Annotated in this window: 24 protein-coding genes; 20 read left to right on the top strand and 4 right to left on the bottom strand. The window is 48.6% G+C overall.

Annotated features, from left to right (window positions below):
* The first annotated feature begins 492 nt into the window (after positions 1–492).
* A complete protein-coding gene (locus DQG23_RS21215; RefSeq protein WP_113032874.1) occupies positions 493–1,476 on the top strand; it encodes a tyrosine-type recombinase/integrase in 984 nt (327 codons plus the stop codon).
* 154 nt (positions 1,477–1,630) lie between these two features.
* Here the strand turns inward: DQG23_RS21215 and DQG23_RS21210 are convergent, their stop codons facing one another.
* Complete coding sequence (locus DQG23_RS21210; RefSeq protein WP_146762347.1) at positions 1,631–2,944, bottom strand: hypothetical protein; 1,314 nt, start codon at positions 2,942–2,944, stop codon at positions 1,631–1,633.
* A 126-nt stretch (positions 2,945–3,070) separates the two neighbouring features.
* Positions 3,071–3,283, bottom strand: a complete 213-nt coding sequence (locus DQG23_RS21205; protein WP_113032872.1) for a helix-turn-helix domain-containing protein — start codon at positions 3,281–3,283, stop codon at positions 3,071–3,073.
* Between the two features lie 167 nt (positions 3,284–3,450).
* Here DQG23_RS21205 and DQG23_RS21200 point away from each other — a divergent pair, with 167 nt between their 5' ends.
* The 16 genes from DQG23_RS21200 (at position 3,451) to DQG23_RS21110 (ending at position 16,107) form a co-directional block, all read left to right on the top strand.
* Positions 3,451–3,765, top strand: a complete 315-nt coding sequence (locus tag DQG23_RS21200) for a hypothetical protein (protein WP_113032871.1) — start codon at positions 3,451–3,453, stop codon at positions 3,763–3,765.
* Between the two features lie 275 nt (positions 3,766–4,040).
* Entirely contained in the window at positions 4,041–4,370 is a 330-nt protein-coding gene (locus DQG23_RS21190) for a hypothetical protein (protein WP_113032869.1), read from the top strand.
* Between the two features lie 577 nt (positions 4,371–4,947).
* Positions 4,948–5,289 (top strand): helix-turn-helix domain-containing protein, encoded by a 342-nt coding sequence (locus tag DQG23_RS21185; protein ID WP_113032868.1) that lies wholly within the window; start codon positions 4,948–4,950, stop codon positions 5,287–5,289.
* 423 nt (positions 5,290–5,712) lie between these two features.
* A complete protein-coding gene (locus DQG23_RS21175) occupies positions 5,713–6,444 on the top strand; it encodes a hypothetical protein (RefSeq protein ID WP_113032866.1) in 732 nt (243 codons plus the stop codon).
* Positions 6,441–6,911 (top strand): hypothetical protein, encoded by a 471-nt coding sequence (locus DQG23_RS21170; RefSeq protein ID WP_113032865.1) that lies wholly within the window; start codon positions 6,441–6,443, stop codon positions 6,909–6,911. The genes DQG23_RS21175 and DQG23_RS21170 overlap by 4 nt, the downstream gene beginning before the upstream one ends.
* A gap of 95 nt (positions 6,912–7,006) precedes the next feature.
* Positions 7,007–7,231 carry a helix-turn-helix domain-containing protein gene (locus DQG23_RS21165; RefSeq protein WP_113032864.1) on the top strand — a complete coding sequence of 75 codons (225 nt, stop codon included), beginning with the start codon at positions 7,007–7,009 and terminating at the stop codon, positions 7,229–7,231.
* 124 nt (positions 7,232–7,355) lie between these two features.
* Positions 7,356–7,640: a hypothetical protein gene (locus DQG23_RS21160; protein ID WP_113032863.1), complete on the top strand. Its 285-nt coding sequence runs from the start codon at positions 7,356–7,358 to the stop codon at positions 7,638–7,640.
* Positions 7,641–8,021: 381 nt separating this feature from the next.
* Positions 8,022–8,375 carry a cold shock domain-containing protein gene (locus DQG23_RS42750; protein WP_202865936.1) on the top strand — a complete coding sequence of 118 codons (354 nt, stop codon included), beginning with the start codon at positions 8,022–8,024 and terminating at the stop codon, positions 8,373–8,375.
* Between the two features lie 56 nt (positions 8,376–8,431).
* Positions 8,432–9,235 (top strand): hypothetical protein, encoded by an 804-nt coding sequence (locus DQG23_RS21145; protein WP_113032861.1) that lies wholly within the window; start codon positions 8,432–8,434, stop codon positions 9,233–9,235.
* Between the two features lie 25 nt (positions 9,236–9,260).
* Positions 9,261–9,452 carry a hypothetical protein gene (locus tag DQG23_RS21140; protein WP_113032860.1) on the top strand — a complete coding sequence of 64 codons (192 nt, stop codon included), beginning with the start codon at positions 9,261–9,263 and terminating at the stop codon, positions 9,450–9,452.
* Positions 9,445–10,215: a hypothetical protein gene (locus DQG23_RS21135; protein WP_113032859.1), complete on the top strand. Its 771-nt coding sequence runs from the start codon at positions 9,445–9,447 to the stop codon at positions 10,213–10,215. Before DQG23_RS21140 ends, DQG23_RS21135 begins: the two co-directional genes overlap by 8 nt.
* Positions 10,215–10,544: a hypothetical protein gene (locus DQG23_RS21130; protein ID WP_113032858.1), complete on the top strand. Its 330-nt coding sequence runs from the start codon at positions 10,215–10,217 to the stop codon at positions 10,542–10,544. Before DQG23_RS21135 ends, DQG23_RS21130 begins: the two co-directional genes overlap by 1 nt.
* Before the next feature lie 71 nt (positions 10,545–10,615).
* Positions 10,616–10,906 (top strand): hypothetical protein, encoded by a 291-nt coding sequence (locus DQG23_RS21125; protein WP_113032857.1) that lies wholly within the window; start codon positions 10,616–10,618, stop codon positions 10,904–10,906.
* On the top strand, positions 10,896–12,959 hold the full coding sequence (locus tag DQG23_RS21120) for a phage tail tape measure protein (RefSeq protein ID WP_113032856.1): 2,064 nt from the start codon (positions 10,896–10,898) through the stop codon (positions 12,957–12,959). Before DQG23_RS21125 ends, DQG23_RS21120 begins: the two co-directional genes overlap by 11 nt.
* Before the next feature lie 1,710 nt (positions 12,960–14,669).
* Complete coding sequence (locus tag DQG23_RS21115) at positions 14,670–15,236, top strand: RNA polymerase sigma factor (protein ID WP_158560618.1); 567 nt, start codon at positions 14,670–14,672, stop codon at positions 15,234–15,236.
* Positions 15,226–16,107, top strand: coding sequence for a hypothetical protein (locus DQG23_RS21110; protein ID WP_113032854.1), 882 nt, complete (start codon positions 15,226–15,228; stop codon positions 16,105–16,107). Before DQG23_RS21115 ends, DQG23_RS21110 begins: the two co-directional genes overlap by 11 nt.
* A 112-nt stretch (positions 16,108–16,219) precedes the next feature.
* Here the strand turns inward: DQG23_RS21110 and DQG23_RS21105 are convergent, their stop codons facing one another.
* Both DQG23_RS21105 and DQG23_RS21100 read right to left on the bottom strand, forming a co-directional pair.
* Entirely contained in the window at positions 16,220–16,471 is a 252-nt protein-coding gene (locus tag DQG23_RS21105) for a hypothetical protein (protein ID WP_238177958.1), read from the bottom strand.
* Between the two features lie 18 nt (positions 16,472–16,489).
* Positions 16,490–16,678: a YjzC family protein gene (locus tag DQG23_RS21100; RefSeq protein ID WP_113032852.1), complete on the bottom strand. Its 189-nt coding sequence runs from the start codon at positions 16,676–16,678 to the stop codon at positions 16,490–16,492.
* Between the two features lie 232 nt (positions 16,679–16,910).
* Between DQG23_RS21100 and rpsF the strand changes: the two genes are divergently transcribed.
* The 3 genes from rpsF to rpsR are packed head-to-tail and all read left to right on the top strand — an operon-like array spanning position 16,911 to position 18,015.
* Positions 16,911–17,195: a 30S ribosomal protein S6 gene (gene rpsF, locus DQG23_RS21095; protein WP_113032851.1), complete on the top strand. Its 285-nt coding sequence runs from the start codon at positions 16,911–16,913 to the stop codon at positions 17,193–17,195.
* 40 nt (positions 17,196–17,235) lie between these two features.
* On the top strand, positions 17,236–17,715 hold the full coding sequence (gene ssb / locus DQG23_RS21090; protein WP_113032850.1) for a single-stranded DNA-binding protein: 480 nt from the start codon (positions 17,236–17,238) through the stop codon (positions 17,713–17,715).
* A 21-nt stretch (positions 17,716–17,736) separates the two neighbouring features.
* Complete coding sequence (gene rpsR, locus DQG23_RS21085) at positions 17,737–18,015, top strand: 30S ribosomal protein S18 (protein ID WP_113032849.1); 279 nt, start codon at positions 17,737–17,739, stop codon at positions 18,013–18,015.
* Positions 18,016–18,022 lie beyond the last annotated feature (7 nt).

The following is an 18,022-nucleotide window of genomic DNA, read 5'->3' as shown; positions in this document are numbered from 1 at the left end:
ATAGTACCGGTAATTGGCGTTTTTTTTTTGCGTTTATGTATTAAAAACGGAACCAAGAAAAGGTGTAACCACCTACGAACCAAAAGAGGAAGAATACAATACACAAGGTCAGAAGGCCTGCGCCGAACTTCCATACCGGATTGTTGCCATTTTTATTGGATGGAGACGAAGGCGGATCGGACTTAATCGGCGATTTCGTTAAATTGGACACTTATCACACCACCTCAATAGGTAAAGTATACCAAATGGTTGTAGCTATTCCAATATTTATCTATCCATACAGGAGATACGTCGCTTCTGTCGAAATGGTTCCGCAAGGAGGTGAATTGTAATGAGTAAGCCGGGGTTATCGGATCGTTTACTGCGCCAATGTAGCGCAATTACAGCCGGAGAAGCAGTCTCGAAGATTGACGAAAAGAAAACGAAGAAATAACGAAGCCGTTACGCGAATATGCGTAGCGGTTTTATTTTTACTATCCGGAGGTGTATCGAATGTCAACGGAACGATCGCTAACGCACTTTATCGAAATTTTTTTACGCGCAAGAACATCCGAGGGAGTACGAAAATCCACGATTGGACAGTACAAGGATAATTTTTCGTTTTTTATCGAATACTTAGATCGGAAATCTATGTGTACGAACGACATATCATTGATAACAAGAGAGGTAATCCGCGATTACATTAACTGGATGCTGTACGAGAAGATTAGGTTCGAAAACTGCGGAGTTTTTATGCCTGACTACTCAAAGACCGTGGGTATTTCACCGGTTACGGCCAACCTTAGAATTAAGACTTTGAAGGCGTTCTTTAATTTTCTTATGGCGGAAGAGTACGTCATTAAAAATCCATGCAGCGGGCTAAGGAAGGTGAGGGAGGATCAAAGCGAGATAAGGGTGCTGACTGCCGAACAACTACGGATCTTACTGTCTGCCGTAAGTAAGAGTTCGTATGCCAGCTACAGGGATTACGTATTGATAAACGTCCTTATAGACGGATTCACTCGTATTTCTGAGACGCTACTGATAAAAACAAATGACATAGATTTCAATCAGGGCGTTATAGTTATTGCGGCCGGAAATGCGAAGGGCAGGAAGTCGCGCATCATCCCCTTGAAGAAACGGACTATGAATTTATTAAAAAACCTCCTTAATAAAAATGAGAAATTCAGCAGTGATTTCGTTTTTCTAACTGATAACGGAGAGAAGATGGACGGGAATAGGTTCAGACACAGACTAAGGGAGTACGTAGAAAAAGCAAGACTTAATGTCAGAGTACATCCACATCTATTTAGGCATACCGGAGCTACGATTTACTTACAAAACGGAGGCGATATCCGTCACTTAGCACTAATTTTAGGCCATAAGGATTTACGCATTGTTCAAAGATACACGCACCCTTCCGAAGAGTCGATAAAGAAACAACATAACGCTTATTCCCCGCTTAATAACCTTTTTGGAGACGACGAAGAGGTATAGAACGCAAAGAAGACCCTTACTATTAGGGTCTTTGTTTTTGCCGCAAATCCCCACGAAATAGCCGTTTTACTCGCGTTGAAAGGGGTATGTACTAGCGACGGACATAAGGCGCTAATTTGACGGGAAAATCACGTTAAAAACGATATCAGTTTAATTAAAATAATTCCGCTTGAGCACTATCGTCAACGGGATTTGGTATCTCTTCAAGCACATCGTTTACATCCGAGAATTTCAAGAAGAATAATAAAGTAGAGTCAATTACTTTTAGTCTTTTGTCAGACCTATCGTAATCAAAAAGTGGCGGGATTATCGACTTCTTACTTTGTAATTTACTTAGACCATGAAGTAAATTTGTCATATCACCCGCTCTAACTCTATCGGGCTCATGATGAACTTCTTTAATTTTATTGTGAAGTATTGGGCGCTTGATCCCAGACTTTAACTCAAGGACGTCAGAAAGAACAATAATTTTTACAATGTAATATGGAAGAAATAGTCCCGATTCGTAATGCCTACTCGCGTCTGCGATACTTTCTAAAGCCCGCTCATGCCTAGACGTATAGTCTTCAACTTTTATTTGAATTGCTTTTTGTAAATATTTTTCATCGTAAAAATTTTCATGCAAAGGTTTTTTTAAAAGCACACCATAAGCAAAGCAAAGCTCTTTGCATAATTCTTGAACAATTCCAATATTCCCAAAGGAGTAATTCTTTATGTTATTCTTTATCGAATCACTGAAAGATATGTTAAGTAACTTACAGCCCTTATCTATTACTAGATCGAAATCTTTATCTTCCCAAGGTTCAACAGGAATTTCAATAATCCGATCAATCAAGTCGCCATTGAATTGATTTAGACGATTTCTCTCTCTCCATATCCCCAATATGATAACTCTAACGCCCATGTCTTGAAATGTTCTCAAGTCAAAAGCAAGTCGCTTTTGAATTTCGTCGTCCAAGTAGTGAAAATTCTCAAGGACGATAAACTTATTAAAACTAATGCCATTTAGGACTTCTCCAATATCTTGAGCAATTTCAATATTTATTTCTATGGACTTATAGTTAACAATCCTTTCGTTACTCTCCCCTTCTTTTCCACCAAATTCTGCATCTACTTCGCCAAATAACGGAATTTTAGCCTTGATTTTAGCTTTCGAGTCAGAATCATCGTGAGAAAGTACTTTTTCACTGATTGACGTTTCCATTTGAACTCCGGATTGTCTTAAAATTGAGCTGTATATCGATACTATGTCATGATTAGGTACACATTGTATGAGAACTTCTTCGTCCATTGATACGTGTTTTCGCCGAAGCGTGGACTTTCCTTGTTTAGATGCCCCATATACGACTATGTGGTTATCCGTTTTTAAGGCCCTCTTAAATTTTTGGTCAACTTGTTCTCGCTCTATATAACTTAGTACCATTTCTTTTTTGACCCCGAAAACATTGGCAACTTCAATATTATCCAAATCACACACCGGCCTCATATTTGGTAAACTCTTCTATTTCGATTATATCATACATTCTTGAAGAGGCGGTGTGTGGATAAAAATATAAGAATAAAGTAAAAAGACCGCGTAAAAGGTACGCGGCTACTAGTCATTGTCCGGAATATATTCGATTAGGTCGCCCGGAAATACTCCGAGTCCTCTGCATAGGCCTTCGAGGGTATCGTAATCAATCCGTTTTGTCGCATTAGCCGCTAGTGACGTTATTGTGTTGCGGCTGACACCGGTTAATTCTACGACGTCCTTATTCGATAATCCGCGCTGTTTCATTATATCTCCAAGCCTGCATCGAATACGCATAAAATTCCCCCACAAATTAATGCACAATATGTTGACATGTTATGCAAAAGGGGTGTATTATATACCCATGCACAACATGTTGACATTTCGATATGCTGACATTGCTATTCATACGTTCATCTTAGCAAAACGTCGCAATTATTTCAATAAACGGGAGGTATTCCGCTATGCAAAAAACGTTCACCGTCGACGTATTCAACGCCACCACCGGCCAGTTTGACATCGGCACCGTCACGCTTACTCCGTACCATCATCAAATCGGTTATTACCGCGACCACCGCAGCCAGAACTATATCGTTTCGCTAGTCGATTCGAAGAAGTTGCGTCAACAAATCGTCGTCCTGCCCGCTGCCTTCTTCCGCATCCTGCCGGAACTGGCTGACGATCCGATCGCCGGCCTTGCCATTATCACGCGGAAACAGTTGCTATCGCTCGGATTCGTGTTAACGCGTGGGGAGGTGACGTTCGATGCAGTCAGCTAGACGTCGTAAAACGCCTCGCGGCCGTCTTCTTGCGCGCCTACTCGGAGTTATCGCCGGCGAGTTCCTGCGCGGCATGATTGGTGGTGCGCTGCAATGAACCGTAACGTCCGCCGAATGGCGTGGTACATGCGCAAAGTCAACGCCTACAATCGCGCTCGTTTCGATCTTCTTAGGGGCCGTACCGATCGTGTCCCGCCGTCCAATCGTCCTGCTCGTCTGCTTGCGTACAAGCTCGCAATGAACGAACGCCTGCGGGCTGGAAGGAGCGTGCCGACGTGTTAAAACGGATTCACATCGACATTGACGTTTTTGAAGACCGCCGGCAGCTCGTTCCGGGTTACCTAGTAGAAGACCGGCACGCGATGTACATTGACGATAGTGGCGTGTTATGGCTGATTCGCGTTAGCCCTACGGAGAAGGAGCGCGTCTATTCGGAGGACCCGGTAAACTCGCTTATACTCGCAACTAATGTCCGGGCTGACGATGTGATCGAGCGGATTTATGCCCGGCTTGCTGCGATGACCGGATTTGACTTTTTGATGACGATTCTCATACCGATGGGCGCGGACATTGATTTCGAATTTGTTGATACTTTTTCCGCCTGACGAGAGCCGGACGGCAACCGGCCGAAAGGGATGACGCCTTGGACGTTTTCCCTCGCGGATTAGCCGCTTTTACGGACTGTGTACGCGTCACAGCCGTTTTTACATACATTTTGAGGGTAACGCAGACCGACGGCAATCGGTCCGCATCGCCATGCCCTTTTGAGCCGCCAGCACCACGCCAAATCGATCGCGAATAATGATCTTGTCGTAATGTCCGTGCCGGTTGCAGCCGGATCGCTACTCGGACAGTTTAGTCTCACACTGCCGGTTTGCGCTAACATTCCAGCGGTTTCAACAAATCGGCTCGCTTGCGGCAACATGTCGGGCTACGCGTCAGACGGTGGAACGAACGCTGTCTGACGTTTTCTATACTCTATAGTACGAACATTTGTTCTGTTTGGTTTCATGATTTCAAAAATAATTTTAGGGAATGTGCGAGATTGGGAATTGTCTCGTGTAATAAAGTAAGAACGATTTTTCGCCAAAGTGTGCGAGATCGCAAACAGCGGCGTCTATGTAAGTGAAAGACGTCAGATGATGAAGATGACGCAATCCAAACGAAGAGGGAGACGATACCATGACGACGAAAACGATGACGAAGAAGGAACTACGGGCGGAATTAGCGCGGCGGAAGCGATTGGCTGACCGTATGGAGGCGGGCGAACGATTGAGCCGCGACGAATTCATAACCGCGAACGAGTTGGATTGGGCGGAGATCGGTCGGCAACTCCAAGAGGACCGCATTACTTATCAAATCACATTATCCGATGCCGCGAAACGGATTGGAATTGCGGCTAGTACCCTGCGGCGCTTTGAAAACGGGGAACCGGTACGCTCGGCTCGCATTATCGAAAGTGCCTACGAAATGATGCTGGAGGTAGTAGACTTAAGGCAGGCGGACGAGGCCGGAGTTGTTTAGTACCCGATTCAACGCGCGGAAGTTTCGTTCTTAACCGGCGAGGCTCCGCGCGGTCTATTTTTCGGCAAAGTTACGTATAATTCCGACTATTTTAATCGGCTATGAAGGAGGAGATGAATTGGAACCGATAATTCGGATTCACTCGAAGTATATGGCGGGCTGGCTTCTTTATCATGGGCATGAATTATTCGAAGTTGTTTCGGACGACGCAGGCGGTCGTGACGGTTTTAATGTTTTCATATTCCGTCGTACTGTTCGATTAAGGTCGGATATGGAACGGTATCAAAAGCCGGATTGTAAGGCGGAGTAGTGTACGGAGGCCCAAAATGGGCTTACGTAGTATATATCGTAATTTTATATGTGTTTGTGGCAGGCAAATCGAAGAAATTTCGAAAATATTTTATTAAATTTCGGAGGGTTTACATGTCGCTATTCACTAAAGTTGGGAAGGAAGTTGCGGACTCTTTTTTCCAAGACGATGTAAGGAACGAAGTAGACGCCGCCTTCTATTATGCAAACATCTATTTCCAAGAAACACAGGGCGACATGAGCGAGTTTGAAGCGTTCGTCAGACGGATTACCGATCCGCTGGACCCGTCATCAAACCGATTACTTGACCGCAAGGCCCGACGTTATGCGGCCAGGTATCGGAAGCTACGGATTTACGAAGACGATTTTCGGTCCGAATTTAATACAGTGATAGCGGTCTTCATGGCGCGATTATCTCGAGGTGAGTTTACCGGCGACAATATTATGAAGCAGCTTTCTAAGGCGTTCCACTATCGGGCGGTCGATCTTGTTCGGAAGGCAAAGTCGAAGACATACTCCATAAATCACCTTGTCGCGCGACTTGATGATGCTGTAATAAAAGTCAATGGACAGCCTGCGCTCTTAATCGACGCAATGGCCGCGTCGGACAATACGGAGAAACAAGTAATAGATCGGACCACGATCGAGGAAATGGCGTCCGAACCGTCTTTGACAGAACAAGAGCGGAAACTTTTCGAATATCTCCGGACTGACCCCGAAGCGACGCTACAAGAAATGGCGGATACGGTCGGACTTCGAGATAGGAAACAAGCACAGCGCGTTCGTCAGCGGTTGGCGGATAAATTGCGGAAGTATATCGAATATGGCGAGGAGGCCGCGTTATGAACGAATCACCAGGAGCCGGCGCGCTCGAATATGCCCGCACTTTGACCGAAGGTTTATCGCGTGACGAAGCTGCCGTCGTCATCCGCAGACTTTTGACGGAACCGCCGGCCGATCCGCGCGTTAAACGGTGTGATTTCTGCAGCTATCCGTGGCGGGATAGCAGTCTGCGGAATACCAAGCGGACATGTTGCGACGAGTGTAAGACGGGAGCTAAATCGTTCCAAAAGCGGCAGCAGCGGGCGGACAAAGCGCTATTGACCGGTAAGGTGAGGAAGCGGACGAAGCGTGACGAGTATTACGTATGGTGGCTGGAATATCCGTTTTGGCTCGATGAATACGAAATGTTGAAACGTGCGTGGAAATATGAGGTCCCACACGGCGTGGAGTTGATCGATACTGTACGCAGTCAGAACGAAGCATACGGGGACGGCAACCGGAAAAGGGGAGCACATGCCGCCGGTGAATAACGGTTTAAGTGGCGACAAAAAGGTATAGGTGACAGGGGAAGTATTTTATTTCCCCATTTTGCGTTAAATCAAATGAGGAAAGGGGTTTGTTATAAATGGAAGGTACAGGCCTACGCGGTATCCGGATTATGGACGGATTGACGCAGGCGGAGTTTTCGAAAAAGCTCGGTGTTAGTCAGGCGTTAATATCCGATGTCGAGAACGGCCGGCGCGCGGTAACGAGTAACTTGCGAATCCGGATTGCACAGACGTACGGAACAGGCGACGAGATCATGCAAGCGATCGCGGCCGCAAAAGCTTCGGCAAACTTGGCGCTATAGAGGCGCTTTTTATTTTGCGCAAAAACGTCCTACGAGCTGACGTAAAACGGTCGGGCTTCACGCGGGCAAACCAATAAGAGACGGATGCTAACCGCAAGCGATCCGCACGGGGAACGATTTCGGAATGAAACTGAAGTTTGAACGATGTATGCGCGTTAATCACTCGATCGAGAACGTAAACGGGATTGCGGAGCATGTTGTCCGAATATATCCGCCTACTAGTCCATACGTACATAAAACTGGCCGGTGGCCGGTATCCGAAACGGAAACGTCGCTCGACGCGATTTGGTCCGGCGTATTTGAAGCGCGGGATTCGTGCGAATGGTTCGACGCGGACGGTATCGCGGTTTATTCAACGGATAAGGAAGCGTTCGAAGCGTACTGCGCGGAGCTATCAGCGGATGAGTAACGCAACTCGCCAGGATGCCGCAACTTACTGTGACATGTACAGACCGGACGACGAAACATGCGCAATCATGGCAGCCTTAACGAATCAATCGAATCCGCAATGTAAATGTTTCCGCGATCCGGCCGAAGATTGCCGATATTTGCGACACGTCGTTATAAGGAGGAGTCACCGTTGATTGCTCGCGTTATGATCTGCGAACCCGGCCGCGACTATCCGGTCGGTGACAAAACGAAGATAGCCCGCGTCGTCCTTACCGACGGGCAGACGCTTACTTTCCGGCTCGGTGAAGATTGTAGCGAGGAACGGGCGCTATGGCTCCTGCCGACGCTCGTTAGTGATGCGCGTGGTAAACGAAGAAGGAAATAACAGGGGGATACATCAATGAGGACATTTTATGAATCGAAAACGTGGGACGGCGGCGAAGGGACCGGCGATATGCTCGACCTAGGGCCGTCAATCGCGACAAGTCCGCGCAAGCCCAACAAACCGAGAAAACAGAGCAAGCCGGGACAGATGCAGAAGGTTAAGCCTAAATATACCGGAACAGTTACGCTTTATCTTAGAAACCGCGATTACGGGTTTATCCGTCCGGATGACGGAGAAGTCGACGTCTTTGTTCACTATGATGACCTGCAAATGACCGGAATCATGTCGCTGAGAAAAGGCGACCGTGTGGCGTTTGATGTACGTCAGGATGGTAAGAAAACACGGGCCGTTAACGTAGAGGTATCGTAGGGATTCTTTTCATCCATCAATCGCTAGTAAACAATCAACATATTGGGGGAATAGAAATGACAAAGAAAATTGAAAATGCACGAAAGTATCTTCAACAAGCACATGAAATTAAAGGTACGTCTATGGGATTCCTTCGAGAAAGGGTATTCAGCATGAGGGAAGAACTTTCGAAAATTAGAGGCGACAAAAATCTCTCCGCGCAAGGGAAGAGCGTAAAAACAGCTCAGGCTAAAGCAAAGCGAGGAGTTGAGTTCTTACAACAAACGCACACCCGTCGTCAGGAGTACGTGCTTAATCTTAAAAAGGCAGTCCGGGAAGCGGAAGGTGTGATTTATGAAACCGTACAGAAGCCGGACGAAACAAAGTTAGAGAGATTTGAGTCCGAAATGCGTACGTTGAAAACGGAGCTTCTACTATCTATGCGTAAAGACACCGCATTGAGGAAATTTAGTGAGTTTATTAGCCGCATCGATGACGCATACTTGGCGAGCATTGTCCGCGAACAGTACGCAGACTTTGCAGGACCGATTATCTCTCTTGCGGGAACGGACGTTAGTGTCAAAGGGGAATTAGCCAGAACATTTGAGCAGCTTAAAACCGGATTTGAATCCCCCGAAGTCGCCGAGGCACGAATGATTCTTGAATCGGCAAATGCTTTCCTAGAATCACCTCGACTTTTTGCTCCGGGTCTTGCGGATGAGGCAGTAGACGAAGTGTTTTCGTACAGCGAAAGGGACTTAGAAATTGAGGGTCGAACGCCAGGCAGTCGTAATGTAACTATCAGACAGTATATAAACGACACTGATACGTATTTTCAAGCGTATCCAGATAAAAAGCCAGCCGATTATGTTGGCCAATAAGTTCCACAAACAAGGAGGCACGTTATTGTTTACGCCAGAACAGCAAACAGAGATTGATCGTATCGTTAAGGAACGGCTTGCAGCTGGCCGTAAAAAGCACTATCAGGAAATGGCCGAAATAAAGGCAAGAGCCGCAGAATTGCCGAGCTATAAAAAGCTTTATGAAGAAGCGTCGGCAGAAATAAAAAGACTGACGGGAGAGGTGACGAATGGATAAACAAGTATATATGACTCGTTTCTATGGGAACGGTGACGGGCGATTTGAGGCGGACGCGGTTTATTTAGTGCGTCCCGAATTAGCGGATACGATGCTAGCGGAGGGCGCAGCCGTACTGTTTAATTATCCGACGCTGAGTGAGTTCGGGCGAAAGGTTAATGTCGCGGTTGATGCGTACAGAAAGCACGCCAAACAGTTAGAGGAAAACGTGGTATTAGAACCGCTTGAAAAACAAATCCAGGTATGCCACGCACAGAAGGTTCTAGCCGATCGTATCGAGGATATCCGCTCCGAACACGAAGTTGAATACAAGGCCCAAAAGTTAATCGCGGCGCAGGAAGCGTTTAAAATTGCTAAAGTCACGGACGAAGCACGCGAGTTTGCTGACAGCATCGTTCTAGAACTCCGGGCAACCGGTAACGGCGCAGTAGTGGCGGAAATGTTGGAATCTGCGATCCCTGTGCTTAGTCCGGAGCAAAAAGCCGCCGTCTTGCAGCGAATGCCTGAAATCCGAACAGAAGCCGGCAAGGATGCCGATAAATTTGGAGCGCTAATTCCGGGTTTAGCCGACAATGCCGCGCAGATGCAGTATCGACAACTCCAAGCATACGGCCGGAACGCTAACCCGGCGACGGCGTACGATACGCTTAAAATTGTCCATCACACGTACAAGCCTGGTTATTTGAGCGCGGAAGTTTGGGGACAGGTAAGTGCGCAAAAATCCGGCGAGGATTACCGCAAAGCGCTAGAGGGCGATAAATAATGTACACCCAGGAGGAAATGGACGCAGTACTAGCGCAAAAGGCCGATGTAGTACTTGCGCTAAAGCGTCGCATGCTCGGTGAGTCCGGAGTTAAAGGCCTCGACGTATTTGATGCGCTACCTCACATCATGGGCGAGGACGAGAAGGAGATATCGGAATCAATTACAGGGCTGGCGGAAACTCTGCCGGTTCTTATTCGTGCGGCGCAGGCCAGGCGTACGGTCGATCCTAACCCCGGTAACGGACGTAGGACCGCTCCAAAACTGCCGGACCCCGCTGCGGAAGCGAGAGCGCGGTTTGACCGGTTAAAAAAGGCCGGCAAAATATAGAGGACACAATCAAACGAGAAGGGTCGGCGTTCACAGCGTCGGCCTTTTTGCGTTATATCGGAGGAATCAGAATGTTTACAAATGAAGAATACAGGCTCATAGAATCGGTGGTCGCGTCATACGAACTAGCCTGCGATGATAGGCGTGAGTACAGGCGGTTTCTACAGGCTGCGGAGCCGCTAAAGCACAGTGAAAACGGTAATCTGCGAAGCTTATTCGTCGCACTACGAGAAGCGGTAAAACTCGTTCACGCGGCGAAGGAAGCGCGTACGCCTCGCCAAACTGCGAAAGTACGCGAGCAAATCGACCACTTGAAGCGTAAGTTCGCCCGCTTGATGGGATGTGACGCGCTTGTCAATTAAGTTATCCGCGACGATTTCACTCGTCGATAAGATGACGCCGGGGCTAAAGTCGGCAACTAGCGCCGTCAAGCGGATGGAGCAGGCGAACAAAGACCTCGCGGCATCCGGAAACAGGGCGTCTGACGCTAACGACAAGCAGACAAGAAGCGCGAATATGCTCGAAAAGGCTAACGATAGAGTAACGAGTTCCACGCGAAGAATGGTGAGTGCAGCCGGTAAAATGGCCGTCGCGGGAGGAGCCGCTGCGGTTGCGGTTGGCGGCATCTTCGCAGGTTCAGCGATCAGCAAGGCAATGGACTTCGAACATCAGCTTAAATCGGTCGAGGCATTAACCGGACTCGCAGCGGATGAAATGGCGAAAATGGAAAAGCTTTCGCTTGATATGGGCAAGGCTACGAAATTTAGTGCATTGGAAGCCGCGAAGGGACTCGAAGAATTGCTGAAGGCCGGCATGTCTCCGGCAAACGCGCAAGCCGGCGGGCTTGAAGCGGCGCTTAACCTCGCTACGGCGGGGAGTTTGGACTTGACGGAAGCTGCCGAAACAATGGCAACCGCAATGAACGCGTTCCGCAAAGACGGCCTATCTGCGGCACAGACTGCGGATATCATGGCGGGAGCGGCAAACGCTGCGGCTACGGACGTTCGTGGTATCGGTTACGCGCTTGCGTCAGCCGGCGGAGTTGCGGATATGGTCGGTATCTCCTTCTCGGACTTGAACGCAGCGATCGGCCTTATGAGTAATGACGGACTTAAGAACGGATCAGACGCCGGTACTTCGTTTAAATCGATGCTTATGTATTTGCAGCCTCAAACGGACAAGGCAGCGGAATTGTTCGAACGGCTCGGACTTGGTATCGGGAAAGCGAACAAATTCTTTAAGAACGGAAAAATCAAAGACCTCGCTGAAGTGGCGCAAGTCCTACGCGATACGCTCGGTAGCATGACGGAACAGGACCGGACAGCGACGATGCTTGATATCTTCGGAACTGATGGCGTGAAAGCGGCTACTACGCTGTATAAAGCCGGCGCTAAAGGCGTAGCTGAATTCCGCGATGAAATGAGCAAAGTTACCGCGCTTCAAGTCGCGAATAAGAAGATGGAATCGGCGGCCGGCTCGGTCGAGTTATTCAAAAGCGCATTCGAGTCACTGCAAATCTCGCTAGGCAAACCGTTCCTGCCGGTTATGCGCCGCGTAATGATGGGGCTTACGGATACAGTAACGAAGTATTCGCCGGCTATTATCGCGTCGGTCGAGAGCGCCGTCGACCGGGCTTCGAGATACGTTAAAACGAACTTTCTGAACAATCCGGAATTTCGCAACTTAGACGGAATACAGGCGAAAGTATCGTTCGTATTTGACAAGCTTACGGACTCTATCAATCACTGGTACGCGAACGGCGGCAAAGATCAAATCAAGGAGTCGATGAATGATCTTTCGAATTTCATGAAAGATAATTCGGAACCCTTGCTGAAGATGGCGAAGACGCTTGGCGGAATGGTTGGAGACGGGATTACGGTAGGCCTCCGTGAATTTATGAAGAATAGCCCAGGTATAGCGGCTGCTCTTACGTTCATTGCTACGCCTGGTCCCGCCCAAGCGAAAGCACTCGCGGCCGCAATGGTAGCTACTGAAGGGTATACGCAACAGACCAAAGACAGTTTTGCGTCAACCGGTATTCCGAAGAAGGTTACGGGCTGGCTTGACAATGTCGGGAAATGGCTTCCGGACTTTTCGCCTTCGCCGGGTACGGTCAAAGATATGGTAACGTTTAAGGACGTACTCCCGCAGACGAAACAAAAAGCGGACGGATCACATGCCGGCGGCTTAGCGCGTGTTCCTTACGACGGGTATACGGCTAGGCTCCATAAGGGTGAGCGCGTCATGACGGCGGAGGAGAACCGGGAGTATTCGCGGGGCAATGGCGGAGGTAACACGACGTACAACTTCGGCGGTATTACGATCCAAGGGACAGGATACACGGAAAAAGATGTTGATGCCTTGATGGGAGCGATCTATCGGGAATTGAAATATGCGGCCGAAGGTGGCGCATGACACAGAACGTACTAAAACAGCGGAGTTGTGGCGGCTTGTATAGCGTCGCGGCTCCGCTCTTTTTTTGTCCGTGTTAACCGCGAATTGATAACGTCATAATGATGGTTTCAATAGATGAAACGCGACTTAACGTTGATTAACGTAGGTTAACAATGCTTAACGTAGAAGAGGCGAATTCCGCAAATCATCCGCCGAGTGCCTGCCGGACGTGTGTCTCTTGAAACTCACGGGGGTCAACGAATATTTATGCGCCATATGACCGGAATCACCGGCTGAATACGCTGCATAATCGTATGAGAACCGATTTATCGCGTAACCATGCGGCTTGTGAGCGGTGACGATACCGTTATGATTACCAATCAGCTAGGCATCCGGTTGCATATGAATGAATAACCGTAACATTCGGGCATAGGGGGCGGGGGTGTCTGCCGGATGGGCCGTTTACCTGGTCCGCAAACATTTCTTACAAAAATTTTACCTCATGGGGTCGACGTTGATTCCGCACTCTATACGCTATATAATAGGAAAGAACCTAATAAGCGCAGAAGTGCCGGAATCAGTACGCTATGTGACCGTAAGCTGACCGTTGATACTAACGGGACTGTACGACTTATAGCGGCAAATACGTGACTCGAAATCAGCTAGGCGGTGCGAGCCGTGCGTGGGTTCGAATCCCACCCTTTCCGCCATACATACAAACACAGCGGTCTCTCATGAGAGGCCGCTTTTTTGTTGCTTTTGAAGAGGTGAAGAAGGGGGTAAGGGAAAACGTATTTAGGAATATATTTAAAGAGGTCTAGCGTGATGCTGGGCCTTTTTTGTTGATCTTTTAAGGTCATTATTAGACCGGAGACCCTCGGTCGTGCAGTAAGCCGTGACGAGTACTGACATGGTCGTCGATACATTTTGTAACGCACTGTGCAGCCGCGATCCATTAGGGAGCAGCCGCTTTAACTGAAGGTCGAGGTTAAGGTTCGCAGTTCTGGTGAAAGGGGATGGGGCAGTGGGGCCGTAAGATTACGCGTCTGTCACTGTCACTTTCAACAAAGCTAGGGGCTGTCCTCGAAGTCATTCCGGGGGCTGCTTTTATGCCATTGCGAAGAGCCTTCAGTCCACGTTATAGCGGCTTTAAGATTCCTTTGACGTCCGTGCTTTCCTTTCAGGCGCCTTTCTAAGAACGCGAATGTAACCTTTCAGCACATCCTAGGCCAAGCTCCTACCAAGCCATGTAAGGTGTGAAATGATCCATTGCCCATATTCAATGGAAATGCTCGTCGGAAGATTCCAGGGCCCTGCAGCTAGATGCAGCAAGGGAAATCAAGTTTCCGGCTGTACCGGCTGCACGAGGATTGACCGCCGACGTGTGACCAAGCACCGCGTGCCGCGGTTCGGAAAACTCTTAAACGGTTCGATGATAAGATCAAGCTGTTCCGATACGGATTTTTTTTAACGAGGTCAGTATTTAAAAGGGATTCCAAGGATAGCTTAGGAAAGCTCTAAATCGCTATCCACCTGTGGATAAATCCGAAAATAAGCGAAGTTTTCAACATGTGAATAACTTCCCGCAACAAGGATAGCGCCTATTTGGGGTGGTTATCAACACTGTGGATAAGTGCGGGGATAATTATGATCGGAACAAATAAGTGCAGATCGGTGTCACAAACCGGGCAAAAGCATTGTTAACAGATAAGAAGGGAGGGAGGAATGAACATGGAAGAGCATCTGGAGCACCTCGTTAGCTTGGCGAAGCAAGGCCGGCAGGATGCCTTTTCGGAGCTGGTGCGCCATCTTCAGCAAAAGGTATTTCGGTATTGCTACCCAATGCTCGGCAATCGGCAGGATGCGGAAGACACTGTACAAGAAACATTCGTACGCGCTTATGAGCAGCTGCACCGGTATGAGGAGACCGGCGCTTTTGTCGGTTGGCTTCTGACGATCGCCCACCGCATGTGTCTCAACAAAATGAAAAAGAGAGGACGACTGCTCGCCTTGTTTCGAAGGATGGCCCATGAAACGGCCGTGCAAGGAAGCGGCGTAAAGACTGACGAATCGGACGCCGAAGTAATGGCTTTGCTGGAGCCGCTTCCGCCGGATGCGAGGGGACTGGTCATCCTTAAAGTCATCCATGGGATGAGTTACGAGGAAATGAGCGTTATATTCAAGGCGAAGCCGGCCAGCTTGCGAAAGCAATTCGAAAGAGCGAGGAAGAAACTGCAAACGACGGAACGGGTACAAGTGCAAGATAACCTAAAAGGAGGGGTGCAGATTGATCACTAATCAAACGATAGAAAAGAAGCTTGAGAAGCTCGCCATCCCGGAAATCGACGTTCACGACGAAATCATGAGACGGGTAAAGCTACCTTATAATAGGAAACGTTACAACATTACATCGAGGACAGTTATTTTAGCATCGGTGCTGCTGCTCGCATTGGTGGGCAGCGGCTATGCCTATTTCACGTCGATATCTCTTTTTAACGATAAAGGCGATCAGACGCTTTCCATTAGAGCATATGATCAAGACAACAAGCCGTCTGTGTACACGGCGGAGGAGCTGGACGCTGCCCTGGAACGCATTCAGCCCGGTGAGGCGGTAGCGATATATAAGCAGGAAGGAAATCCGGAGGGCATCGTAAGCGTCATGGAAAAGCCTCTCCGTCTAACCAGTCTGGATGTGTTGAGAAGCCAGGCAGGCCCATTGTTTGCGCTGCCTTGGCAAGACAGCGAATCTATAGCATTCGTGGAGGGGAGTATCCAGCATCATGTCGGTGAGCCCGACATTGCCCAACTGCAAAAGCAAAGCATAACGAACGAAGGGCAAATAGCTGCGTTGCTGGTAAACGTAGAAGAAGAAATAACCGGTGTGACGGTGCGCGCTCTTGTAGAAGGCGAGTCTGTATCCGCTTCGATTACCGAAGCCAAACGGTGGGGGACGTATTACACCGATTTAAGCAAGATGTCAACAATCGGCAAAGTGAACATAAGGGGCGCCGAAGGCTTGCTTTCGACGAACGAGAGCGGAACGGAGCTGGTATGGAGATCCGGTATGGGTAATTCGGGATTATTTTATCGGATATCGGCCGAATCGAATTCCCCGCATACAGAAGCAAAACTGATGGCAATGCTGGAGTGGCTGCTTCAAGTGAAATAAGCGAACAGATCGTGTCAGGAACGAAAAAGCTATCTGGCTAACGCCGCCGGTTTGCCGCAATCCAATTTAAAAACCTTCAAGGCTTACGCTTTGAAGGTTTTTCTTGGAGAGCTTATTCGCTATGGCGCCGGGTTCTGTATTTTTGAACGTACCAATCGATGGCATACCCCATCAGTCCCCAGGAAACGATCGTCAAGAAGTAGGCAAAATACAAATTGACGTCGCGGATGTCGGCGAAAATGGGGACGAACCACAGCGGCACGCTAAACGAAAACAGCAGCATGTTTTTCGGATCAAGCCCGATAAAATGGACAAGACAAAGCGCTGCGCCGATTAGCGTCAAAACGATCGTAAATTTTCTCATCCGCATCTCATCCTTATGTTAGGAGTGTCTGGTTTTCGTCGTCCATTTCCGATTATGGTTGGTCGTGTTCGGAAAGGCGTCGCCTTTCTCCAAGGTTACGGTTTTGGGATTTTGGATGCCCATGTGGAAATCGTTCTCGCCAATTTCGATGTAGTCGCCGCTCTTCGGCACGGATTCGCCCGGACGGAATTCGGTTCTTTCACCCATCGCACTCACCTCCGATATCGGTTAGTATGAGCGGATAACAGGGAAGGCATGTAAACCTTCGGCATACAATTTGAGGGAAATGAAGGGGAATGCATCGGTTTGGTTGTAACGCACAACCGAATCTGGTATAGTATTATGGTGCGAGTTTTCTGGGAATACCAAGCATCCTCGCTCCTTGCTCTTTCCGTAGCTGCGGAAGGGGCCGTTTAGACCAAAAGGAGGTGAATCAACCATGCGCAAATACGAAATAATGTACATTATTCGTACCGACATCGAGGCTGAAGCTGTTCAGTCCACCATCGAGAAGTTCCAAGGCATCATCGAGAACGGTGGCGAAGTAACAAAAAGCGATGTGATGGGCAAGCGCCGTCTTGCGTATGAGATCAACAAGCTTCGTGACGGGCACTTTGTTCTCGTCCACTTCAACGGTACGCCGGCTGTCGTAGCGGAGCTTGAGCGTGTAATGAAGATTTCCGATGAAATCATTCGTTACCTGATCGTTAAAGACGTAGCGTAAGACAAGCTTTTTGTTAGTTCGATCGTTGGAGGGGATTACTTTGTTGAACCGTGTTATTCTGATCGGCAGACTAACGCGTGATCCGGAGCTGCGGTATACACCTGCGGGTGTGGCGGTAACTCAGTTTACGCTTGCGGTCGATAGGCCGTTCTCGAACCAGCAGAAGGAGCGCGAAGCGGATTTCATTCCTGTCGTCGTTTGGCGGCAGCAGGCGGAGCACTGCGCGAATTATTTGCGTAAGGGACGTCTTGCGGCAGTGGAAGGCCGTATGCAGGTGCGCAACTATGACAATAACGAAGGACGCAAGGTATACGTGACGGAAGTCGTTGCCGACAACGTCCGTTTCTTGGAATCGGCCAACAGCCAGAACCAAGGCGGCGGAGGCGGAGCGGCGCGCGATGAATTCGCACCTCCGGCACCGAGCCAGAATCGTTCCTTCGGGGGAGCACGCAACAATCAAGATCCTTTTTCTGACGATGGAAAACCGATCGATATTTCTGACGATGATTTGCCATTCTAATGGAGAAAGGACTGAAACGAAATGGTCTTCAAACAAAGAGATGGCGGCGAAGATCGCGGCGACCGCAAGTTTTCGAAAAAAGGCGGACGCAACAAACGCCGTAAGGTTTGTTACTTTACCGTTAACAAAATCCAACACATTGATTATAAAGACATCGATACGCTCCGTAAGTTCATCAGCGAGCGCGGCAAAATTTTGCCACGCCGTGTGACCGGTACTTCCGCGAAGTATCAGCGCATGCTGACGATCGCTATCAAGCGTTCGCGTCAAATCGCGTTACTGCCATACACTACCGAGTAATTTCTCG

Origin of the sequence: Paenibacillus contaminans, from assembly GCF_003285015.1 — a bacterium.
Taxonomy (GTDB): Bacteria; Bacillota; Bacilli; order Paenibacillales; family NBRC-103111; genus Paenibacillus_V; species Paenibacillus_V contaminans.
This window is presented reverse-complemented; position numbering and strand designations above follow the sequence as displayed.